Source organism: Acidocella sp. (assembly GCF_052326845.1).
Lineage (GTDB): Bacteria > Pseudomonadota > Alphaproteobacteria > Acetobacterales > Acetobacteraceae > Acidocella.
In genome coordinates this window covers 1-20,891 of sequence record NZ_JBKQJR010000151.1, presented here as the reverse complement: position 1 = coordinate 20,891, position 20,891 = coordinate 1, and the positions used below count along the sequence as shown (strand labels likewise).

At 65.8% G+C, this 20,891-nt stretch carries 18 protein-coding genes; 15 read left to right on the top strand and 3 right to left on the bottom strand.

Annotation, left to right across the window (positions count from 1 at the left end):
• Positions 1-25: 25 nt before the first annotated feature.
• The 5 genes from rfbB to ACLPJJ_RS10510 all read left to right on the top strand — a co-directional run bounded on the left by rfbB (position 26) and on the right by ACLPJJ_RS10510 (position 4,632).
• The gene (gene rfbB / locus ACLPJJ_RS10530) at positions 26-1,081 is read left to right on the top strand and encodes a dTDP-glucose 4,6-dehydratase (protein ID WP_443590931.1); all 1,056 of its coding nucleotides are present in this window, start codon (positions 26-28) and stop codon (positions 1,079-1,081) included.
• Positions 1,078-1,959, top strand: coding sequence for a glucose-1-phosphate thymidylyltransferase RfbA (gene rfbA, locus ACLPJJ_RS10525; RefSeq protein ID WP_443590930.1), 882 nt, complete (start codon positions 1,078-1,080; stop codon positions 1,957-1,959). Before rfbB ends, rfbA begins: the two co-directional genes overlap by 4 nt.
• Positions 1,959-2,519: a dTDP-4-dehydrorhamnose 3,5-epimerase gene (gene rfbC, locus ACLPJJ_RS10520; protein WP_443590929.1), complete on the top strand. Its 561-nt coding sequence runs from the start codon at positions 1,959-1,961 to the stop codon at positions 2,517-2,519. The genes rfbA and rfbC overlap by 1 nt, the downstream gene beginning before the upstream one ends.
• Entirely contained in the window at positions 2,516-3,409 is an 894-nt protein-coding gene (gene rfbD / locus ACLPJJ_RS10515) for a dTDP-4-dehydrorhamnose reductase (protein ID WP_443590928.1), read from the top strand. Before rfbC ends, rfbD begins: the two co-directional genes overlap by 4 nt.
• A gap of 203 nt (positions 3,410-3,612) precedes the next feature.
• Positions 3,613-4,632 carry a glycosyltransferase gene (locus tag ACLPJJ_RS10510; protein ID WP_443590927.1) on the top strand — a complete coding sequence of 340 codons (1,020 nt, stop codon included), beginning with the start codon at positions 3,613-3,615 and terminating at the stop codon, positions 4,630-4,632.
• A gap of 58 nt (positions 4,633-4,690) precedes the next feature.
• On the opposite strand, the gene ACLPJJ_RS10505 is transcribed toward ACLPJJ_RS10510, so the two are convergent.
• Positions 4,691-5,452, bottom strand: a complete 762-nt coding sequence (locus tag ACLPJJ_RS10505; protein ID WP_443590926.1) for a glycosyltransferase family 2 protein — start codon at positions 5,450-5,452, stop codon at positions 4,691-4,693.
• A 219-nt stretch (positions 5,453-5,671) separates the two neighbouring features.
• Between ACLPJJ_RS10505 and ykgO the strand changes: the two genes are divergently transcribed.
• Positions 5,672-5,797, top strand: coding sequence for a type B 50S ribosomal protein L36 (gene ykgO, locus ACLPJJ_RS10500; RefSeq protein WP_183266312.1), 126 nt, complete (start codon positions 5,672-5,674; stop codon positions 5,795-5,797).
• Positions 5,798-5,924: 127 nt separating this feature from the next.
• Here the strand turns inward: ykgO and ACLPJJ_RS10495 are convergent, their stop codons facing one another.
• Positions 5,925-6,485, bottom strand: a complete 561-nt coding sequence (locus ACLPJJ_RS10495) for a methyltransferase family protein (protein WP_443590925.1) — start codon at positions 6,483-6,485, stop codon at positions 5,925-5,927.
• A gap of 29 nt (positions 6,486-6,514) precedes the next feature.
• Positions 6,515-7,240 carry an N-acyl amino acid synthase FeeM domain-containing protein gene (locus ACLPJJ_RS10490; protein WP_443590924.1) on the bottom strand — a complete coding sequence of 242 codons (726 nt, stop codon included), beginning with the start codon at positions 7,238-7,240 and terminating at the stop codon, positions 6,515-6,517.
• Between the two features lie 487 nt (positions 7,241-7,727).
• On the opposite strand from ACLPJJ_RS10490, the gene ACLPJJ_RS10485 reads away from it, so the two are divergent.
• The 9 genes from ACLPJJ_RS10485 to ACLPJJ_RS10445 form a co-directional block, all read left to right on the top strand.
• Positions 7,728-10,025, top strand: coding sequence for a putative bifunctional diguanylate cyclase/phosphodiesterase (locus tag ACLPJJ_RS10485; RefSeq protein ID WP_443590923.1), 2,298 nt, complete (start codon positions 7,728-7,730; stop codon positions 10,023-10,025).
• Positions 10,026-10,220: 195 nt separating this feature from the next.
• Complete coding sequence (mutS, locus tag ACLPJJ_RS10480) at positions 10,221-12,848, top strand: DNA mismatch repair protein MutS (RefSeq protein WP_443590922.1); 2,628 nt, start codon at positions 10,221-10,223, stop codon at positions 12,846-12,848.
• 58 nt (positions 12,849-12,906) lie between these two features.
• A complete protein-coding gene (locus ACLPJJ_RS10475) occupies positions 12,907-15,684 on the top strand; it encodes a [protein-PII] uridylyltransferase (protein WP_443590944.1) in 2,778 nt (925 codons plus the stop codon).
• Positions 15,685-15,793: 109 nt separating this feature from the next.
• Positions 15,794-16,207: a DUF805 domain-containing protein gene (locus ACLPJJ_RS10470; protein ID WP_443590921.1), complete on the top strand. Its 414-nt coding sequence runs from the start codon at positions 15,794-15,796 to the stop codon at positions 16,205-16,207.
• Positions 16,208-16,239: 32 nt separating this feature from the next.
• Positions 16,240-16,638: a hypothetical protein gene (locus ACLPJJ_RS10465; RefSeq protein ID WP_443590920.1), complete on the top strand. Its 399-nt coding sequence runs from the start codon at positions 16,240-16,242 to the stop codon at positions 16,636-16,638.
• A complete protein-coding gene (locus tag ACLPJJ_RS10460) occupies positions 16,635-17,906 on the top strand; it encodes an NAD(P)/FAD-dependent oxidoreductase (RefSeq protein ID WP_443590919.1) in 1,272 nt (423 codons plus the stop codon). The genes ACLPJJ_RS10465 and ACLPJJ_RS10460 overlap by 4 nt, the downstream gene beginning before the upstream one ends.
• 57 nt (positions 17,907-17,963) lie before the next feature.
• Positions 17,964-19,313: a glutamate--tRNA ligase gene (gene gltX, locus ACLPJJ_RS10455; protein ID WP_443590918.1), complete on the top strand. Its 1,350-nt coding sequence runs from the start codon at positions 17,964-17,966 to the stop codon at positions 19,311-19,313.
• 35 nt (positions 19,314-19,348) lie between these two features.
• Complete coding sequence (locus tag ACLPJJ_RS10450) at positions 19,349-20,014, top strand: tetratricopeptide repeat protein (RefSeq protein ID WP_443590917.1); 666 nt, start codon at positions 19,349-19,351, stop codon at positions 20,012-20,014.
• Positions 20,015-20,022: 8 nt separating this feature from the next.
• Positions 20,023-20,891: outer membrane protein assembly factor BamB family protein (locus ACLPJJ_RS10445; RefSeq protein WP_443590916.1), on the top strand; the 869-nt coding region annotated here is incomplete at its 3' end.

Here is a 20,891-nt window from a genome sequence, read left to right as displayed (position 1 = left end):
GTTTCTCCGTCTTCAGGATGCGCTTATGAAAATTCTTCTCACTGGCGGCTGCGGTTTCATTGGTTCGGCGGTGGTGAGGAGGGCAATCCGGCAGGAGGGACATCAGGTCGTCAATATCGACAAGATGACCTACGCCGCCTCGGAGGATGCGCTGGAGGATGCGCTCCACCACCCCAGCCACATGCTGCTGAAGCAGGATATCTGCGACCTCGCCGGCATCCGCGCCGCCTTTGCCGAGCACCAGCCGGACGCGGTGATGCATCTGGCCGCGGAAAGCCATGTGGACCGCTCCATCGACGGGCCGGCGGCGTTCGTGCACACCAATGTCACCGGTACCTTCGTGATGCTGGAGGCGGCGCGGGAGTATTTTGCCACGCTGAGCGGCGAGAAGCGCGAGCGCTTCCGCTTCCACCACATCTCCACTGACGAAGTGTTTGGCGCGCTGGAGGACCAAGACCCGCCGTTCAACGAGCATACGCCCTACGATCCGCGCAGCCCGTATTCGGCTTCCAAGGCGGCATCGGACCATCTGGCCCGGGCCTGGATGCACACATATGGCCTGCCCGTCATCGTCTCCAACACCACCAACAACTACGGTAAGTGGCAGTTCCCCGAGAAGCTGATCCCGCTGGTGACGCTGAACGCCATCGAGGAGAAGCCCCTGCCCGTGTACGGCGCCGGGTTGAACACCCGCGACTGGCTGTTCGTGGACGACCATGCCGAGGCGCTGCTGAAGGTGGTGACGCAGGGCACGCCGGGCGAGACCTACTGCATCGGCGCGCGCCAGCCGCGCAAGAATATCGACGTGGTGAAGGCGATTTGCGCCGTTCTGGACGAGAAGCTGCCCAGCCCCAACGGCGCGCGGGAGCGGCTGATCACCTACGTGACGGACCGCCCCGGGCATGACCACCGCTATGAGATCGACCCCACCAGCGCCGAGCATGCGCTGAACTGGACGGCGGCGCATGATTTCGAGCGCGGCCTGCGGGCGACGATCGATTGGTACCTGGCCAACACAGCCTGGTGGCAGGGTATCAGGACGAAGAAATATTCAGGGCAGAGACTGGGAGCGGCAGCATGATTCGCAAAGGCATTATTCTCGCGGGCGGGTCCGGTACGCGGCTGCACCCTATCACCCAGGCCAGCTCCAAGCAGCTGCTGCCAGTGTACGACAAACCTATGGTCTACTACCCGCTCTGCACACTGCTGCTGGCGGGGATCAAGGAAGTGCTGATCATCTCCACCCCGGGCGACCTGCCGCAGTTCCAGCGCCTGTTCCATGACGGCTCGCATTTGGGCATCCGCATCTCCTATGCCGAGCAGCCGAGCCCGGACGGGCTGGCGCAGGCCTTCCTCATCGGCGAGGAATGGATCGACGGCGAGGCCTGCGCCCTGGCGCTGGGGGATAACCTGATCCATGGCGACCACCTTTCCACCATGCTGCGTGCCGCTGGCGCCCGGCCCGAGGGCGCGACCGTGTTCGCCTACCAGGTGCGCGACCCGGAACGCTACGGCGTGGTCAGCTTCGATGCCGACGGCAAGGCGCTGGATATCGTCGAGAAGCCGAAGAACCCCACCTCCCCCTGGGCCGTCACGGGCCTGTATTTCTACGACAACCGCGTGGTGGAGCTGGCCAAGACGATCAAGCCCTCACCCCGTGGCGAGCTGGAGATCACGGACTTGAACAACCTGTATCTGCAGGAAGGCACGCTGAAGGTTGAGCGGCTCGGGCGCGGCACCGCCTGGCTGGATGCCGGCACGCCGGATTCGCTATTGCAGGCCGCCACCTTCGTGCAGACCATCCAGAGCCGCCAGGGCAATCTCGTCGGCTGCCCGGAGGAAGTGGCCTTCCGCATGGGCTTCATCGACAAGGAACAGCTGAGGGCGCGCGCCGCACTGATCAGCAAGACCGAGCTGGGGCGGATTTTGCACGATATCGCCGAAGGGGTGCACCACTGATGAAGATCGAAAAACTCGCCATCCCCGAGGTGCTGCTCATCACCCCGCCGAAATTCGGCGATTCGCGCGGCTTCTTCTCCGAGACCTGGAGTGCCGCCAAGTTGAAGGCGCAAGGATTCGACGAGCATTTCGTGCAGGATAACCACAGCTTCTCCGCCGCTGTCGGCACGATTCGCGGGCTGCACTGCCAAATGGCGCCCAGCGTGCAGGGCAAGCTGGTGCGGGTGATCAAGGGCGCGATCTGGGATGTGGCGGTGGATATCCGCAAGGGCTCGCCCACCTACGGCAAATGGGTGGCGGCGGAGCTGAACGAGGCCAACTGGTCGCAGCTCTGGATTACCGGCGGCTTCCTGCACGGGTTCTGCACCATCGCGCCCGATACCGAGGTGATCTACAAGGTCACCTCCGATTACGACAAAGCCGCCGAGCGCGCTGTGGTGTGGAACGATCCCACGCTGGCCGTACCCTGGCCGGTGGCGGCGGGGGAGGAAACACTCTCCGACAAGGACAAGGCCGCGCCCGCCTTCAACCCCGAAGACACCTGGTTCACCTACGCATGATCCTGATCACCGGAGCCTCCGGCCAGCTGGGGGACGCGCTGGTGAAGCTGTGCCGCGAGCGGGGCATCGCCCACGCCGCTGTGGCACGGCCGGAATTCGATTTTGAAAAGCCGGAGACGATTGCCGCCTGTTTCGCCGCGGCGAAGCCGGATTTCGTCATTAACGCCGCCGCCTACACCGCGGTGGACAAGGCCGAGACGGACCAGGAGGCGGCGAAAGCCGGAAACCATACCGGCCCGCTGGCGCTGGCGAAGCTGTGCGAGGGCGCGGGCATCCCGTTCATCCATGTTTCGACCGATTACGTGTTCGACGGCAACAAGGGCGCCCCCTATGTGGAGACGGACCCGACCGGGCCGACCGGCGTGTACGGCGCCACCAAGCGCGATGGGGAAGAGGCGATTTTGGCCAGCGGCGCCAAGGCGGTGATTCTGCGCACCGCCTGGGTGTATGCGGCGCATGGCAAGAATTTCGCCCGCACCATGCTGAACGCCGGACGGAAGATGCCGCAACTGCGCGTGGTGGCGGACCAGCGCGGCACGCCGACGGCGGCCCCCGACCTCGCCGCCGCGATCTTGGCGATCGTGGAGAAGATCAGCGCCACCGGCTGGGAGCAACAGTACCGGGGCATCTTCCACGCTACCGGGGCCGGCGAGACCACCTGGCACGGCTTCGCCACCGCCATCTTCGCCGAGGCTGCCAAGCACGGCTACAAGGCGCCGGACGTGCAGGCCATCGCCACCGCCGACTGGCCAACCCCGACCCGCCGCCCGCCAGACTCCAGGCTGGACTGCTCCAAACTGGCGCGGATCTTCGGCGTGACCCTGCCAGATTGGCAGGCGAGCCTGCCTGGTATCGTGACCGCGCTGCTGATCCTGGACGCCGCTGGCTGACGCCAAGCCCCGATGACGGCGCGTTAGCGCAAAAATCTTCCGGATTTTTGCGCCTTTCAGCATAAATGCCCAGTCTTCCGTTGCGCCGCTTCCAGCGCCGTCTTAATATGGAATGTGAACACTTTCTTAAAACAGGGCGAGCTACAACGTATGGTTATGGCTGGTTGTCTTGCGTCCAAGCGCTACGGGACAGTTCAGCTGTGATGCCGCCGGCTACGCGGTCCGGCCGCAAGGGCAAAATCGCCATCCTCCTCTCCACCTATAACGGCGCGCGGTTCCTGCGGGCGCAACTGAACAGCTTCCTGGCCCAGACACATGAGAACTGGGTGCTGCACTGGCGCGATGACGGTTCGACGGATGAGACCGTGGAGATCATGCGCGGTTTTGCCGCCAAGGTCGGGCCGGAACGCTGTATCGAATCCCCCTCCTCCGGCCCGCATCTCGGCGCCTCGCCCAGCTTCCTGACCCTGCTGCAGGAAAACATGGACGCCGAGGCCGTGGCCTTCGCCGACCAGGACGATGTGTGGCTGCCGGAGAAACTCGCCGCCGCGCTGGAAATGCTGGAGGACGCCGCAGACGCCCCGGCCCTGTACTGCTCCCGGCAATATCTGGTGGACGAGGCGCTGCGCGGTGCCCGGCTTTCCGCCCAGCACGGCAAGGCCCCGGGGTTTCCGGCCTGCCTGACGCAGAATATCGCCAACGGCAACACATTGGTGATGAACACTGCCGCGGCGGCACTGGTGGCCACCGCCGGCTACCCGGCCGATACCGTGCATGACTGGTGGAGCTATATCGTGGTTTCCGCCTGCGGCGGCAAAATCCTGTTCGATGAGCGGCCGCAGGTGCTGTACCGGCTGCACAAGACCAATCTGATCGGCCGGGCGCGCCCGCTGCACGCCCGTGCGATGGCGGCGCTGCGGCGCGGGCCGGCTGTGTACATGACGATGATGCGCCGCCACGCCGACGCGCTGGCGACCCAGGCGGCAAGACTGCCCCCGGAGGCGCAGCGGGATTTGCGGCGGGTAAGGACCGGGCTGCGCGGCGGCCTAGCGGATCGCGCCACAGCGCTCCTTTGCCGACGGTTCCGGCGCTGCACCCTGCTGGAGAACCTGCTCTTCACCTACTGGTTCCTGACCAGCCCGGAGACCCATCCGGCAACCGCTCCCCTACCCGGCTGGCCGGCGGCGGAACCGCCAGCCCCGGCGAAGCTCAGGGTCCGCTAAAGCGGCACAAAAAACCCGGCCACCGCAATGGCCGGGTTTTTTGTTGCATCGGGACGGATCAGGGCGAGACTTCCTCGCGGATGTCCTGCCATTCCTCGGTGAAGGGCTTCTTGCGGAAGGTCGCCCAGAAGAAATTCATGGTGTAGCGCAGGCCGATGGTGAACACGCCCTCGCCCACCAGGCGGCGGCCGGAGGACTGGGCCGGCAGGCGGAAGGTGAACTTGACCCGCCCCACCTTCGAGAGACGGTTGGCCATGTCCGTATCCTCGCCATAGAAGGAAAAACGGTGATCCGGGTTGCCAAGCTTCAGCATCGCCTCGCGCTTGACGATGAAATTGCCGCCCTGGAGCATCGCGCCCACGTTCAGGATGTAGTGGTTGAACACATAGGCGAGCCAGGCGAGACGGTAATAGAAGGCGACGACCATGTTCACCTTCCGGGGCACGCCATAGTAGATATACGGGCCGGAGAGGGCGACGAGGTCCTTGCCACGCTCGAACTGGCGCAGCACCTCGGTGAGCCAGCCGGTGGGGATGACCGTGTCGGCGTCGATATTGGCGATCAGCTCGCCGGTGGAATGCTCGAAGCCGCACCAGCGGGCCTGCACCAGCCCCTTGCGCGGCTCATCGACCACCCGCACGCCTTCCACGGCCTCCGCCACCTCGCGGGTGCGGTCCGTGCTGGCATTGTTGACGACGATGATCTCCGCATCCTGGCCGAGTATCTTGCCGGCGCGGACGATCTCCTCACGTATGGCCGTCAGCGAGCGCGTCAGCAGCGCTTGCTCGTTATAGGCAGGAACGACAAAACTGATCTTCATACGCAATGCTCCAGACGACTCGGCGGCATTAACCGGTTGAATGGGTTATCAACAGGGGAACCAGCGATAAATCGAATGACCTTTCTATGACAGAAACATAAGCGCGCCGGAAGTAAATTGGCAACTAATCCCCCCGCCAGCCCAGGCCAAGGTTGACATCGGCGCCTACTCCCGGCATAGGGCGCCTCCAATTGTTCCTCTTTCTTCCCGAGAGCCACCATGAAGATCCGTAACTCCTTGAAGTCCGCGAAAATTCGCGACAAGAACTGCCGCGTTGTCCGCCGTCATGGCCGGGTCTACGTGATCAACAAGAAGAACCCGCGCATGAAGGCGCGCCAGGGCTAAGCTTCTTTATCTCACCTCAGGTGGCAGGCAACCCGGCCTTTGGCCGGGTTTTTTGTTTTGCCCCTGGGGAAGTGGACGCCGGGCCCAGGGGGGCAGTACCGCCCCCCTGGAGTCCCGCCCCTGGCGGTTAGCCGGCCAGCAGCGCAAGCGGGCGCGGCCAGAACATGCCGGCGCGGGCGCGGTACGCGGCATAGGCGGCCGACAGCTCGGAGGTGGCGAATTTGCGCTCCTCGCGGGTAGCGGCATCAACGTACAGGGCTGTCATCAGCACGGGAGCAATCCAGCCGGCCAGGCTGTGCACGCCGATGGCGGTGCCGAACCAGAACAGCACATAGGCCAGGTAGAACGGGTGACGCACATAGCGGTACGGCCCGTGGTTGAGCAGGAAGCTCGGGCTGTCATTGTCGTAGGCGAGGGTCGGCGGGCTACGGCGGCTGGCGAGAATCGCCGTGGCAAACACGCCGAGCGATGCGGTGAACAACACGATGGAGAGGAACCAGGCACCGCCGAGTCCGTGCGCGAGGTTCCAGAGAAAGCCAGCGAACAGCATCATGCTGAGAGCGCTGGTAAGCTTCATGCCCAGCGGCATGGCACCGGTGGAACGGAAATGCCCGCGCACGCCCCAGGAGAAGACGGAGAAGCAGACGGCGGCGTCGATACCGGTGATGGCAGAGAAAACATTGTGCATTTTACAGGACCTTTCTTGAGAATCGGGGATTAGAAGACGTTGACGGTTTCGCCACGGAGCAGGCCGGCATAGGTGCTTTGCGGACCGCTGCCGGTGTCGACCATGGGGATGTCGCGCAGAACCGAGTCGTAGCGGGAGTTGCGGCAGGTCATCAGGTTTGTTTCGAACTTGACGCCCGCATAACGGCGCGGACCGGCGACATATTCAAAATGCAGGCGCTTGTAGAACGGCGTGTGATTGCGCCGGACGCAGGAGAGTGTCATGTCCGAACGCTCCTCTGCCACGAAGAAGCCGACGAACCGGTAAAGAACGAAGACCAGCTCATAATCCGTGGCGAAATCGGGATGCCGCACGAGACGGTTGATCTCAGTCAGCTTCGGCGGCCGGCCATGGTCGACGCTGGCGGCGAGGTCAGCAACTTCCTCGGGGAAGATTCGCGATGCCGGGATTTCATCCCAGCCCTCGAGTCCCGTTGTGTAGTCGAGCACGCACATGCGTACCGAGGCCACCGGCTGTCCCCACTTGTAGATGACCACCGACTTGCTGTTCGGCTTGATGTCGTCCGCATCCGAGAACATCCCGCCCGGCATTGGGTCGATATAGCCACCTGAGAGGTAGCTCTCATGCCTGATTCTGTAGGCGTCGGCCTTCGTTGCATCGTCGAGCGCCAGACGCGCAGTCAGCCCCTTGTCTGAATTCTTGACCGGGGCAGCACCACGCACCAGATTAGCGGAAAAAGATAGTAAACCACTCATTAAAAACCTCCTTTTTACAACCAAAACAAGAGGCATTAGTAATCATTTCCTCTTAAGGTGTAAGCGGAGTGTCGTTTTTGTGACACAACGAATTGATGTAGCGGCGAGGCTATAAGGCCCCGCAAAGCGCAGGTATCTTCTTAAGAAAATCAATTAAGCAGCTGAATGGACATAGAATGGCTTGCCCCGTTGGTACGGCATCCGGACAGGCATCGAAAAAGCTGTGGTTCAGCACTAATTATTTGTTAAGAATAGCCGCCAAACGACGACAAAACCTCTAATTAAATATGGCGCTCAGTTACGAAAAAAGTTACGTAAGGTTGTGCCGCACGGCGGCAAAATTTAGGGTCTACACAGTGGAATGATGCTTCAATGGCGCGACTCGACTCCCGGCCGTAAGCGGAGATCCGGCGCCGCGCGGCTGTGGGTTGCTCTGCGGACAATATTTCAGCCGGCGATACTGCGTCGGGTCCTGCGCGGCATTCAAGTGCCGAGGGATCTGCTGGAGCGCCTTTATCTCGATCAAGCGCGCGACTTCAGTTATATCATGCGCGCCATTTCGATGGTCGGCGTTACCACGTTGGGGCTGCTGTTCGTCGACTTCCGGAACACCCCCGGCATGCTGGCGCGCAGTTTGGTAATGTCGCTGACCCTGCTGACATATTTCGTCATCGTCGCGGAGGGGCGGGTCTGGCTGCACAAGGATGATCCGTCGGGGAGCGATGCGAAGAGATATTTCCGTAAAGTCAACATGGCACTGTTCGGACTCGGCATTCTATGGGGGCTGCTGATCACGCTGCTGATGATCCACGGCTCCCCGAACCAGCGCGCGCTAATCTACGGCGTTGCCATCGGCTGTATCGCCACGCCGGTGCTGGTCTCGCCCTCCTCCAGCGCCGTCTGCTACTGGCTGCCAACCTCGCTCGGCGTTTGCGCCAGCCTGTTTTTCAACCCCGACTTATACGCACTGGCTGACCTGCTATCGTTCATCCTGCTGACCGGGTTCTGCATCCTCTATATCAACCGCCGGCTGATCGAACGCGCGGTCGGCGCCATCCGGCTGGAGGAGAACGCGGAAGTCATCAAGCTGCTGCTGCGCGATTTCGAGGAAAGCGCGTCCGACTGGCTATGGGAGACCAACGCGGCGCTGGAACTGCAGCCGGCCAGCCAGCGCCTGGCGCAAGTGGCGCGCCGCCCGGCGGAACAGCTGCGCGGCGTGTTCCCCGGCGTGCTGCTGGGCGAGTCGGCGACCAAGGAACAACGGCCGGGCTCGGCGCTCGAGCGGCTGAACCGGGCCATTGCCGAGCGTTCCCCCTTCCGCGACTTGGCGGTGCCGGTCACGATCAATGGCGAAGAACGGTACTGGTCCCTCAGCGGCAAGCCGATCCTTGACAAGCAAGGGCGCTTCGCCGGGTATCACGGCGTCGGCTCGGACATCACCGGCCAGCGCCGGCAGCAGGAGCATATCGCCTTCCTGGCGCGGCATGACAGCCTGACCAAGCTGCCCAACCGCGTGCTGTTCTCCGAGACGCTGCATGAGGCCTGCGAACATTGCGACAAGACGGGCATCGCCCTGCTCTGCATCGACCTCGATAATTTCAAGATCGTCAACGACACGCTCGGCCACGCCACCGGCGACGCCCTGCTGGTGGCCGTGTCCGAGCGCCTGCGCGGGTGCATCCGTGAATTCGACATGGCGACGCGCCTGGGCGGTGACGAATTCGCCGCCATCCTCGTGACCGACAAGCCCGATGAAGCACAGGCCGTGGCAAAGCGCATCATCGAGCGCATGGCGCGGCCATTCCATTTCGACGGCCAGACTGTGCAGATCGGCGCCAGCATCGGCGTGGCCATGGCCCCGCGCGATGGCAAAGATCCGGGCAGGCTGATGAAAAACGCCGATCTAGCGCTGTACCGCGCCAAGGCCGAGGGGCGCGGCGTTGTCACCTTCTACGACCCGAAGATGGATGAGCGTGTGCGCGAGCGCCGCTCGCTGCAATCGGCGCTGCACCACGCCTTGGCGCACGGGGAATTCCGCCTGGAATACCAGCCGGTGATCGACCTCGCCACACGGCGCATCGCCGGGGCCGAGGCGCTGATCCGCTGGCTGCACCCGGAGCGCGGGCTGCTGCCCCCCAGCGCGTTCATTCCGTTGGCCGAGGATGGCAAGCTGATCTGTGAGATCGGCGAATGGGTACTGCATGAGGCCTGCACCACCGCAGCCGGCTGGCCGGCCCCCGTGGCTGTCGCGGTCAATCTCTCCCCCCTGCAGTTCCGCGCCCCCAATCTGCTCGCCAGTGTCAGCAACGCGCTCGCCAGATCGGGGCTGGAGCCCAGGCGGCTGGAGCTGGAGATCGTCGAATCCGTGATGCTGGGGAAAGCCCCGGCGGTCGAGCAGACGCTGCGGGGGCTGCGCGAGCAGGGCGTGCGCATCGCACTCGACGATTTCGGCACGGGCTATTCCTCGCTCTCCTATCTGCGCCGCTTTCCGGTCGACAAGATCAAGATCGACCAGTCCTTCATCCGCGATCTCGGCCAGTCGCAGGACTGCACGGCCATCATCCTCGCCATCATCGGGCTGGCGCAGCGCATGAACATGGTGGTGACCGCGGAAGGTGTGGAAAGCCCCGAGCAGGCCGCGCTGCTTGCCTCTTTCGGCTGCGCCCAGGCGCAGGGCTTTCTGTTCCACCGCCCGCTGCCGCCCGAAGACTTCAGGCGCCTGCTGGCGGAAAACGCCCCTCACCCGGCCTGCCCGCTGGCGGTGCGGCACGGCATAGCTCTCTAAGAGCCCCTTACAAAACCCTACTATGCCGGCCGCCTGGCACCGCATTTCTGCGCTCCGGTGCTCACGTACTCCAACGTACGCTCCGCTCCGGTGCTCGTAATACGGCGCCATTCGCCTCGGCCTAGCGGGTTTTGTAAGGGGCTCTAAACCCCTCTTGGCCTTGTTGCCGCGCGGCAATGGCTTAATGAGCGGCTTATGAGTGATACTGCTACAGGTGCTTCCCCGGCGATGGCTCAATGGTTCGCCATCAAGGCGAGACACGAAGACGCGCTGCTGTTCTTCCGCATGGGCGATTTCTACGAGCTGTTCTTCGCTGATGCGCAGGCGGCGAGTGCCGCGCTGGACATCGCGCTGACCGCGCGCGGCCAGCACCAGGGCCAGCCCATCCCCATGTGCGGCGTGCCGGTGAGCCAGGCGGAGATGTATCTGGCCCGGCTGATCCGGCGCGGCTTCCGCGTCGCCATTGTCGAACAGCTGGAGGACCCGGCGACGGCCAAGGCCCGCGGCGCGAAAGGCCCGCTGAAGCGTGACGTGGTGCGCCTCGTCACCCCCGGCACGCTCACCGAGGAAGCGCTGCTGGAGGCCGGGCGGGCAAATTTCCTCGCCGCCATCGTGCCGCACGGGGCGCAGTTCGGTATCGCCTGGGCGGATATCTCGACGGGGCTGTTCGAGACCGAGGCCACCGATACCGCCGGACTGCCGGCCATACTCGGGCGGCTGGACCCGGCGGAGATCATCGCCGACGCGGGCATCGAGCTGGGGCCGTTCGAGACAAGGCGGGTGGGCACGCAGCGCCTCGCCATGTCCGTCCCCGCCACGCCGGAGGCGGCCAGGCGCGAGCTGGCGCAAAAATTCGGCGCCGCCAGCCTGGACGCGTTCGGGGATTTCTCCGCCGCCGAGGCGCTCGCCGCCGCGACGGTGCTGGCCTACATTACCGCCACGCAAATGGGGGCGCAGCCGCGCCTCTCCCACCCTGCAAGCGCCGGGGTGGCCGGGCAGCTGGCCATGGATGCCGCCACCCGCGCCAGCCTGGAACTGCTTGCCGCCCGTGGCGGCAATGAGGCAGGCAGTCTGCTCGGCGCGGTGAAGCGTACCGTCAGCCCCGCCGGGGCACGGCTGCTGGCAGGCTGGATCAGCGCCCCGCTCAACCGGCTGGAATTGCTGCTGGAGCGGCAGACCGCCTGGCTCGCCCTGCGCGACACCGGAATGGCCGAGCCGGTGCGGACGGCTTTGCGCGGCGCGCCGGACATGGCCCGCGCTTTGGGGCGCATCGCGCTGGGCCGGGCGTCTCCCCGCGACCTTACCGCCATCCGCGCCGGGCTGGACGTGGCCGCCCGGCTCGCCCCGCTGCTCCCCCGCGGCCCCAGATTGCTGGATGCCGCCGCCATGGCGCTGAACCCGGCACCGGACCTGCTGGAAACGCTGCAACACGCTCTGGCTGAACCGGCACCGCTGAAGCTGGAAGATGGCGGAGCGATCGCCCAGGGTTACGATGGCGAGCTGGACGCGGAGCGCGCCCTGCGCGACGACACGCGCCGGATCATCGCCGAATTCCAGACCGAGCTGGCGCAGCGTTACGGTGTGGCGAGCCTGAAGATCCGCCACCACGCGCAGCTGGGTTATGTGCTGGAAGCACCCGCCGTGGCGGTGGAGAAGCTGCGGGAGAACCCGGAACTGCTGCTGCGCCAGGGCATGGCGAATGGCGCGCGCTTCACCCATCCGGAACTCTCGGCGCTGGACCAGCGCATCACCGAGGCCGCCTTCCGCGCCGCGGCGCGCGAGAAGCTGGTGTTCAACTGGCTGATCAAGCAGGTGCTGTCAGCGGTCCAGAGCCTTGCGGCCTGCGCCGAAGCGCTGGCCCTGGCCGATGTGCTGCAATCGGCCGCGCAGCTGGCGCTGACCGGGCGGTTCTGCTGCCCGGAACTCTCCGAGGACACGGCATTCCACATCGAGGGCGGGCGGCACCCGGTGGTGGAAGCGGCGCTGCCGCCGGGGGTGAGCTTCATCCCCAATGGCTGCGACCTCTCCCCCGGGCAGCGGCTGATGCTGCTCACCGGCCCCAACATGGCCGGTAAATCGACCTTCCTGCGGCAGAACGCGCTGCTCGTGGTGCTGGCCCAGGCCGGGCTGCCGGTGCCGGCGGAGGCGATGCGGCTCGGCCTCGTGGACCGGCTGTTCTCCCGCGTGGGGGCGGCGGACGACCTCGCCTCCGGGCGCTCGACCTTCATGGTGGAGATGATCGAGACCGCCGCCATACTGCACCAAGCCGGGCCGAAGAGCTTTGTCATCGTCGATGAGATCGGGCGCGGGACGGGAACACGGGACGGTTTGGCCATCGCACAGGCGGTTTTGGAGTGTCTCCACAACAATAACCGCAGCCGCGCCATATTTGCCACACATTTCCATGAATTATACATGCTGGCCGAGGCTTTGCTCCGGCTGAAACCGCACACGATGCGGGTCAAGGAATTCCGGGGCGAGGTGGTATTCATGCACGAGGTGGTCGAGGGTGCGGCGCAGAAGAGCTGGGGCGTGCATGTCGCGCGGCTGGCCGGCGTGCCGGAACCCATGGCCAAACGCGCGGAAATGCTGCTGAAATCCGCCGAAAAAGCCACTCTGGCCACCGCGCCGCTACCGCTCTTCGCCAGTCTGGCGCCGCAAGCGCCCGTGGAGGAAAAGCCGGAGCCGGGCGCGGATGACGCCCTGGCGGAGGCGCTGGCGGCGCTGGACCCGGATGCCATGACCCCGCGTCAGGCGCTCGAAGCCTTGTACAAATTGCGGGCCGAGGCGCTGAAAACGCGCCCCGGCCACGCGGAAAATTGAGGGGCTCGCGGTGCGTTATGAATTCCCTCGTCTGATGGATTGATCTACCGTGTTCGACATGCCCGCATCCAGGAAACAACCCGATATCACCGCCGCCCTTGCCGAGCTGTTCTCGCCGGCTGAGACGCCCTCCCGCGAGGTGGCCATGGGGTTGTTCCGCCGCCAGTTGGGGCGGGTGCAGGGCTTCGTGCAGCAACGCTTCGAGCAGGAGGGGCTGAACGGCCTGACCGCCGCAAGGCTGCATGCCGGACTGATGGACGAGCTGGTCAGCGCGCTGTTCGCCTATGCGCTGAAAGCGCACGCGCTGGGGCCGAAAGACCGGCTGGCCATGGCGGCCACCGGCGGCTATGGCCGCGCCACCCTCGCCCCGTTCTCCGATATCGACCTGCTGTTCCTCTCGCATGGCCGGGCCTCGCCCGCAGTGGAGAAGACGGTGGAGTTCATCCTGTATTTCCTGTGGGACCTTGGCCTGAAGGTCGGGCACGCGACCCGCTCCATTGATGACTGCCTGACCGAGGCCAAGGGCGACGTGACCATCCGCACCTCGCTGCTGGATGCCCGCTGCCTGTGCGGCGACCGCGCCTTGTTCGCCGATTTCCAGCAGGCCTTCCGCGAGGATTGCACCGCCGACGGCCCGGGCGAGTATATCGCCGCCAAGCAGGCCGAGCGCGCGGCGCGGCACCGGCGCTTCGGCGAGACGCCCTTCATGGTGGAGCCTAACGTGAAGGAAGGCCGCGGCGGCCTGCGCGATTTGCAGACACTGTACTGGCTGTCGCGCTACGTGTTCAACACCTTCGCCATGACCGAGCTGGTGGGCAAGGACGCGCCAGGCGGCGGCATCCTTACCGCCGCCGAGGCCCGGGCCTGCAAGCGCGCCTGGGAATATCTGTGGACCGTGCGCTTCCACCTGCACTACGTGGCCGGGCGCGCCGAGGAGCGGCTGACCTTCGACCTGCAGCCGGTGATCGGCGGGCGCATGGGCTATACGCGCCATGGGCGGCAGAACGGGGTGGAACGCTTCATGCGCCACTACTTCCTGATCGTGCGCGAGGTGGCGCGCGTGACCGCCGTGCTGGAGCCGGCGCTGGTGCGCGCGGCCCTCGGCCCGCCGGCCATCGCCGCGGAAACCGACGCGGCGCTGATCGAGCAGGGCTTCGTGCTGGCTGACGGCAAGATCCTGTTCGCGCCCGGGCATGACCCGGCGACCGATCCCTCCAGCGTGTTCCGCATTCTCATTTGCGCGCGGGACCGCGATCTGGAGCTGCACCCGCTGGCCCGGCGCACGCTGATCCGCTCGGCGCCGCTGGGGGCTGAGCTGCGCGGCGACAAGCAGGCCGCCGCGCTGTTCCTCAATCTGCTCTGCGGCCCGCACGAATCCGGGCATGACCCGGATTGCGAATCCGCCACCTGGATGGGGATTCTCAATGAATCCGGCATCCTCGGCCGCTATCTGCCGGACTGGCGGCGCATTGTCGGGCAGATGCAGTTCGACACCTACCATGTCTACACCGTGGACGTGCACACGGTGCAGTGCATCCGCAACCTCAACAGCATCGAGGCCGGAACGCTGAAGGAGATCGCGCCCGTCGCCTCCGACCTGACCGGGCAGATCCAGTCCCGCCGGGCGCTGTACGTGGCGATGCTGCTGCATGACATCGCCAAGGGCCGCGGCGGCGACCATTCGGTGCTGGGCGCCGAGATCGCCCTGAATGTCGGCCCGGCGCTGGGGCTCTCCGCCGAGGAAACGGAAATGGCCTCCTGGCTGGTGCTGCACCACCTGATGCTGAGCCAGACGGCCTTCTCGCGCGATATCGACGACCCGAAGACGATCCTCGACCTCGCGGATACCATCCAGTCGCCCGAGCGGCTGCGCCTGCTGCTGATCCTCACCGTCGCCGACATCCGCGCCGTGAGCCCCAAGGTCTGGAACGGCTGGAAGGCGACGCTGCTGCGCGAGCTCTACACCCGCGTGGCGGAAGTGCTGGAGGGCGGGCTTTCCACCACCGAGCGCGACACGCGCATCGCCCGGGTGAAGGATGTCGTATCCTCGCTGCTGGCGGACTGGCCGGCGGCGGAGCGCGAGGAGTTCCTCTCGCTCGGCTATCCCAGCTACTGGCTCGGCTTCGACCCCGAAAGCATCGAGCGCCATGCGCGCATGATCCGCGACGCCAAAACCCGCAACGCGCCGCTTACCGTATTCACCGAGCCCCTGCCCGCCCGCGCCGTGACCGAGGTGGTGGTGTACACCGCCGACCATGCCGGGCTGTTCAGCCGCATCGCCGGCGCGCTGGCGATTGCCGGCGCCTCCATCGTGGACGCGCGCATCCATACGCTGACCGACGGCATGGCGCTGGATACGTTCTGGATCCAGGACGCCAATGGCGGACCGTTTGACACACCGCACCGCCTCGCCCGCCTCGCCACGCTGGTGGAACAGGCGCTTTCCGGCAGGCTGAAGCTGGCGGCGGAAATCCGCAACGCGACGCGCAGCGTGGTGGCACAGCGCATGCGCGCCATCCATGTGCCGCCGCGCGTGGTGGTAGATAACCGCGCCTCCAACCGGCACACGGTTGTCGAAGTGAACGGGCGCGACCGCCCCGGCCTGCTGCACGACGTAACGGCCGCGATTTCGGCGGAAGGGCTGCAGATCGCCTCCGCCCACGTAACCACCTACGGCGTGCGCGCCGTGGACGTGTTCTACGTGAAGGACGTGTTCGGCATGAAGGTGGAGAATGAGCGCAAGCTCTACCAGCTGCGCAAGGCGCTGCTGGAGGCCCTGAACCCGGCGCTGGACGAACCGCCTGCCGACGGGAAGAACACCCCCTCGGCGGCATAAGACGCTGCCGCAAACCCGGCACGTGCCGGGGGCCGCGAAACTTTCATTAACCAGGCGGCGCGCCTTCTGCTACGCCAGCGCAGGACGTTTTTATAGGGAAACATCATCGATGAATGGTGGCCTGCGGCGCGACTTCGCTGGTTCGGTGAACATCTGCCTGAACAAATATGCCGATTTCAATGGCCGGGCGCCGCGCTCGGAATATTGGTGGTGGGTGCTGTTCGTCTTCCTGGCGGCGTTGGCCGCCGGGATCGTGGCCGGCGTGCTGGACGGACTCTTCGGCGGCAGGATGTTCGACAGGCTGGTCCGGCTGGCGTTGTTCCTGGCTTTCGTCGTGCCGAATCTGGCTGTCGCCGTGCGGCGGCTGCACGATCTCAACAAATCCGGCTGGTGGCTGCTGCTCGGCTTCATCCCCGCGATTGGCGGCCTGATCCTGCTGATCTTCGCCTGCCTGCCCGGCACGCCGGGGGCGAACCGATTCGGCGCCGATCCGCTGGCGGCAGATACGAATCCCGCCGTTTGACACGCCGGGAAAACCTGCGAAGGGCTTGAAGCATGGCCAAAATATCCCCTTCGCGCGTCGGCTTCATGCTGTGCGCCTTTTTGTTCCCAGGGCTGATCGGCACCTTCGCCAGCTTCTCCATCCCCGCCCCGGTGATCGACGAGATGCACCAGCAGGACGCGCTGGATGCGGTGCTCGCCGCACCCGACGCCACGGCACAGGCGGCTGCGATCGCGGCGCTGGCGGACAAGGTGGACCCCGACACCGCCGCCATCGTGAGCAACGGCACCGGCCCGATCGAGGCGCGCGTGGCAGCAGCGGAACAGAACATGCGCGCGGAGGTGGTGGCGCAGGCACGGGCCGCAGCCTATAAGATCCGGCTCATGGTGATCACCATGACCGTGCTCGGCGCGGTTTTTGGTGTTTTATTGATGGGACCGGAAAAGAAATGACTGAGCACGTGAAATCCTACTACGCGGCCACCGCCAACAAGCAGGATGCGCGCCCGCCCCTGCAAGGGAGCGTCACGGCGGATGTCTGCGTCATCGGCGCCGGGTTCACCGGCACCGCGGCGGCGCTGGAACTGGCGGAGCGGGGATTCTCGGTCATCGTGCTGGAGGCGGTGCGCGTCGGCTTCGGCGCCTCGGGCCGCAATGGCGGGCAGATCGTGAACGGCTATTCGCGCGACCTGGACGTGATCTCGGCCCGCTACGGCGAGAAGGCCGGGAAGCTGATCGGCGCGCTCGCCTGCGAGGGCGGCAACATCATCCGCGAGCGCGTGCAAAAATACGGAATCAAGTGCGACCTCCAGCCGGGCATGCTGGCCACGGCGCTGACGCAGAAGCAGATGCGCGAGCTGGAGCACCATGTGAAGGTGTGGAACAGCTTCGGCTACGACCAGTTCGAGCTGCTGGACAAGAACGGCCTGGCCCCGCATGTGGTGACAGACCGTTACGTCGGCGGCCTGATCGATAAGAAGGGCGGGCATATCCATCCGCTCAACCTGGTGCAGGGCGAGGCCGAGGCTTTCGAGTCCCTGGGCGGGAAGATCTACGAGAACTCGCCGGTCGTGTCCGTGGACAAGGACAACGCCGTGGTGAAGACGGCGCAGGGCGAGGTGAAGGCGAAATACGTGTTCGTCTGCGGCAACGCCTATATGCACAACGTGCTGCCGGAGCTGGAATGGCGGATCATGCCCGTCTCCACCCAGGTGCTGGCGACCGAGCCGTTGGGCGACGAGGCGAAGCGCCTGCTGCCCTCCAACGTGTGCGTGGAAGATTGCAACTACGTGCTGGATTACTTCCGCCGCAGCGCGGATAACCGCATCCTGTACGGCGGTGGCATCGTCTATGGCGGGACCGACCCGGTGAGCATCCGCGACAAGATTCTGCCGCTGATGTTGAAGACCTTCCCCAGCCTGAAGGATGCGCGCATCGACTACACCTGGAGCGGCAATTTCGCGCTCACGCTCACGCGCTTTCCGCAGATGGGCAAGCTGGCGCCGCGGGTGTTCTTCTCGCATGGCGATAGCGGCCATGGCGTGACCACCACGCATCTGCTGGGGCGCATCCTGGCCGAGGCGGTGGCGGGCGATACCTCGCGCTTCGACGTCTTCGCCAACCTGCCCTATTTCCCATTCCCCGGCGGCAAGACCTTCCGCGTGCCGCTCACCGTTATCGGCGCCTGGTATTACCAGATGCGGGACCGGCTGGGAATCTGAGCCTCCCTTGGGGGGCGGCAACTTCCACGCCGCCCCTAAATGGTCTAACCCGCGTGGATGGTTAAAGTTCGCTTCGCTCCCAGCCCCACGGGCTATCTGCATGTCGGCAACGCGCGCGCCGCGCTGGTGAATTTCCTGTTCGCCCGCAACCAGGGCGGTATCTTCCTGCTTCGGCTGGACGATACCGACACCGAGCGCGGGCGGCCGGAATACGAGCAAGGGATCTACGACGATCTGCGCTGGCTCGGCATTTCCTGGGACGAGACGGCAAGGCAGTCGGACCGCTTCGCCCGCTATGCCGAGGTGGCGGAGCAGCTGAAGGCCTCCGGGCGGCTCTACCCATGCTTCGAGAACGAGGATGAGCTGGCGGCCAAGCGCGCCGCGCTGGTGAAGCGCAAGCTGCCCCCGGTCTATGACCGCGCCGCACTCTCGATGACCGCCGAGCAGCGCGCAAGCGCCGAAGCCAACGGCAAGACGCCCTATTGGCGCTTCAAGCTCTCGGACGGCGCGACCTCCTGGAACGACCTCGTGCTCGGGCCGCGCAACATCAAACTCGGCACCGTCTCCGACCCGGTGCTGATCCGCGCCGATGGCACGCCGCTCTACACCTTCACCTCGGTGGTGGACGATGCGGACATGGGCATCACCCATATCATCCGCGGGGAGGACCATGTGTCCAACACGGCGGTGCAGATCGATCTCTTTGAAGCCATCACCAAAGCCCCGGTGCCGCGCTTCGCGCATCTGCCGCTGATTTCGGGCGGGGATGGCGAGAAGCTCTCCAAGCGCATCGGCTCGATCTCGCTGAAATCGCTGCGCAAGGACGGCATCGAGCCCGCCGCGATCACGGCGTATCTGGCACGCCTGGGCACCAACAAGGACCCGGCGGCCGTGCCAATGGAGGAGCAGATCGCCAGCTTCAACCTCTCCGATTTCGGCCGCTCCCCGCCGCGCTTCGACGCGAAGCAGCTGCTCGGGCTGAACCGCAAGTTCCTGCACCATCTGGACTATGAGGCGGTGAAGGACCGCCTGCCCGAGGGCGCCACCGAGGCGTTCTGGCTGGCGATTCGCGGCAATCTGGACCTGCTGACCGAGGCGCGGCGCTGGTGGGAGGTGGTGGCCGACGAGCTGCCGGCGCCGGAATTGCCGGGCAACTCCCTGGTGCTGCGCGCCGCGCTGGACACGCTGCCCGATGAGCCATGGGACGAGGAGACCTGGAAGACCTGGACCGGGGCGGTCTCGGACGCCACCGGGGCGAAGGGCCGGGCGCTGTTCCAGCCGCTGCGCCTCTCCCTGACCGGCGAGGAGCACGGGCCGGAAATGGCGAAGCTGCTGCCCCTCATCGGTCGGGCGCGGGTGGAACGCCGCCTTGCGGCCTGCGTTGCCGCGCGCGGCACGCCCGGCTAAGACATCTCCCGCATAGGCACTTATGGGATTATCGCGTGGTCGATATTTTTGACGAGGTTTCCGAGGATCTGCGGCATGAGCGGGCGGTGGCCCTGGCCAAGCGCTATGGCGGGTATCTGATCGCCGCCATGGTGCTGGTGCTGGTCGGCGTCGGCGCGCAGCAGGCATACAGCTCCTACCAGGCCAAGCAGGCGGAAAAAGCGGCAACGCAATACCTCGCCCTCACCCAGGCGGCGGACCAGCAGGGCGGGCAGCTCACGCCGGACCAGGCGGTGCAGACCGCCCAGGACCTGAACAAATTCGCGGCATCCGCGCCGGAGGGCTACAAGACCGTGGCCAATCTGCGCGCCGCCGGGCTGTACGCCGCCGCGGGCAAGCTGGACCAGGCCAACGCGCTGTGGACCGGCGTGGCCCAGGATGGCGGCGCGGACAAGCTGCTGCGCGACCTCGCCACCCTGCTCTGGGCGCAGCACGCGCTGGGCGCGGTGCCGGATACCGATATCCAGGCCCGGCTGCAGCCGCTCGCCGCCGACACCAACCCGTACCATTCCCTGGCGCGCGAAATCCAGGCGCTGACCTATCTGCACCAGGGCAATGCCGGGCTGGCGAAAGCCTTGTTCACGGAACTTGCCTCCGACCCCACCGCCCCGGCTGGCGTGCGCGAACGCGCCCAAGGCATGCTTGCACAGTTGAACGGATGAGATCCCCCATGATGCGACGCCGCACCGCCACCGCCAGCCTGATGACGCTCGGGCTGCTGGCCTCCTGCTCCAAGCCGAAACCCAAGATCGCGGGCGAGCAGATCCCGGTGCTGCCGGACACCAACGGCATGGATGTGGCCGTGAACCCGCCGCAGGTGGTCCTGCCCCAGGCCACCGCCCTGGCCGACTGGCCGCAGCCGCTCGCCAACCCCGCCCATGCGCCGGGCAACGTGGCAGCCCCGCTCAACTTCAAGCCTACATGGCACGCCGCTATCGGCACGCCGGGCGGCCTCCGCCAGCCGCTGATGGCGAGCCCCGTCATCGCCGAGGGCAAGGTCTTCACCATGGACGCCGACGCGACCGTGCGCGCCTTCTCCCTCAGCGACGGCAGCCTGATCTGGCACGCCAACACCCGGCCGAAGCACGCGACCGAACAGAATCTCGGCGGCGGCATCGCCTATGGCGGCGGCACGCTCTACGCCAGCACCGGCTATGCCGAGCTGCGCGCCCTGGATCCGGCCACCGGCAAGGTGCTGTGGCACCAGCAGCTGGACTTCCCCACCCGCTCGGCCCCGCTGGTGGCGGGCGGGCTGGTGGCGGTGGTCACGCAGGAGGACCTGCTACTGACCTTCGACGCTGCCTCCGGCACCCCCGGCTGGCGCTTCGACGGCTCGGCCGGCCAGCCGAGCACCACCGCGGTGGAAGTCGCCGGGCCGCCCGCCTTCGCCGACGGCATCATCGCCGCCGGGTTCTCCAACGGGCTGCTCGCGGCCATCGATGCCGCTTCCGGCACGCCGATCTGGGAGCAAAGCCTTGCCGCCTCCTTCGGCCAGACTGGCCTGCTCGACCTTTCGGACATCGTCGCCTCCCCGGTCAT

What these genes read in the sequence shown, in the direction of transcription:
- ACLPJJ_RS10470 (WP_443590921.1), top strand. Translation starts at nt 15,794, where the DNA reads ATGAATGGTGGCCTGCGGCGCGACTTCGCTGGTTCGGTGAACATCTGC.
- rfbA (WP_443590930.1), top strand. Translation starts at nt 1,078, where the DNA reads ATGATTCGCAAAGGCATTATTCTCGCGGGCGGGTCCGGTACGCGGCTG.
- ACLPJJ_RS10495 (WP_443590925.1), bottom strand. Translation starts at nt 6,485, where the DNA reads ATGCACAATGTTTTCTCTGCCATCACCGGTATCGACGCCGCCGTCTGC.
- rfbD (WP_443590928.1), top strand. Translation starts at nt 2,516, where the DNA reads ATGATCCTGATCACCGGAGCCTCCGGCCAGCTGGGGGACGCGCTGGTG.
- ykgO (WP_183266312.1), top strand. Translation starts at nt 5,672, where the DNA reads ATGAAGATCCGTAACTCCTTGAAGTCCGCGAAAATTCGCGACAAGAAC.
- ACLPJJ_RS10505 (WP_443590926.1), bottom strand. Translation starts at nt 5,452, where the DNA reads ATGAAGATCAGTTTTGTCGTTCCTGCCTATAACGAGCAAGCGCTGCTG.
- rfbC (WP_443590929.1), top strand. Translation starts at nt 1,959, where the DNA reads ATGAAGATCGAAAAACTCGCCATCCCCGAGGTGCTGCTCATCACCCCG.
- ACLPJJ_RS10460 (WP_443590919.1), top strand. Translation starts at nt 16,635, where the DNA reads ATGACTGAGCACGTGAAATCCTACTACGCGGCCACCGCCAACAAGCAG.
- rfbB (WP_443590931.1), top strand. Translation starts at nt 26, where the DNA reads ATGAAAATTCTTCTCACTGGCGGCTGCGGTTTCATTGGTTCGGCGGTG.
- ACLPJJ_RS10510 (WP_443590927.1), top strand. Translation starts at nt 3,613, where the DNA reads ATGCCGCCGGCTACGCGGTCCGGCCGCAAGGGCAAAATCGCCATCCTC.
- ACLPJJ_RS10465 (WP_443590920.1), top strand. Translation starts at nt 16,240, where the DNA reads ATGGCCAAAATATCCCCTTCGCGCGTCGGCTTCATGCTGTGCGCCTTT.
- ACLPJJ_RS10475 (WP_443590944.1), top strand. Translation starts at nt 12,907, where the DNA reads ATGCCCGCATCCAGGAAACAACCCGATATCACCGCCGCCCTTGCCGAG.
- mutS (WP_443590922.1), top strand. Translation starts at nt 10,221, where the DNA reads ATGAGTGATACTGCTACAGGTGCTTCCCCGGCGATGGCTCAATGGTTC.
- gltX (WP_443590918.1), top strand. Translation starts at nt 17,964, where the DNA reads ATGGTTAAAGTTCGCTTCGCTCCCAGCCCCACGGGCTATCTGCATGTC.
- ACLPJJ_RS10490 (WP_443590924.1), bottom strand. Translation starts at nt 7,240, where the DNA reads ATGAGTGGTTTACTATCTTTTTCCGCTAATCTGGTGCGTGGTGCTGCC.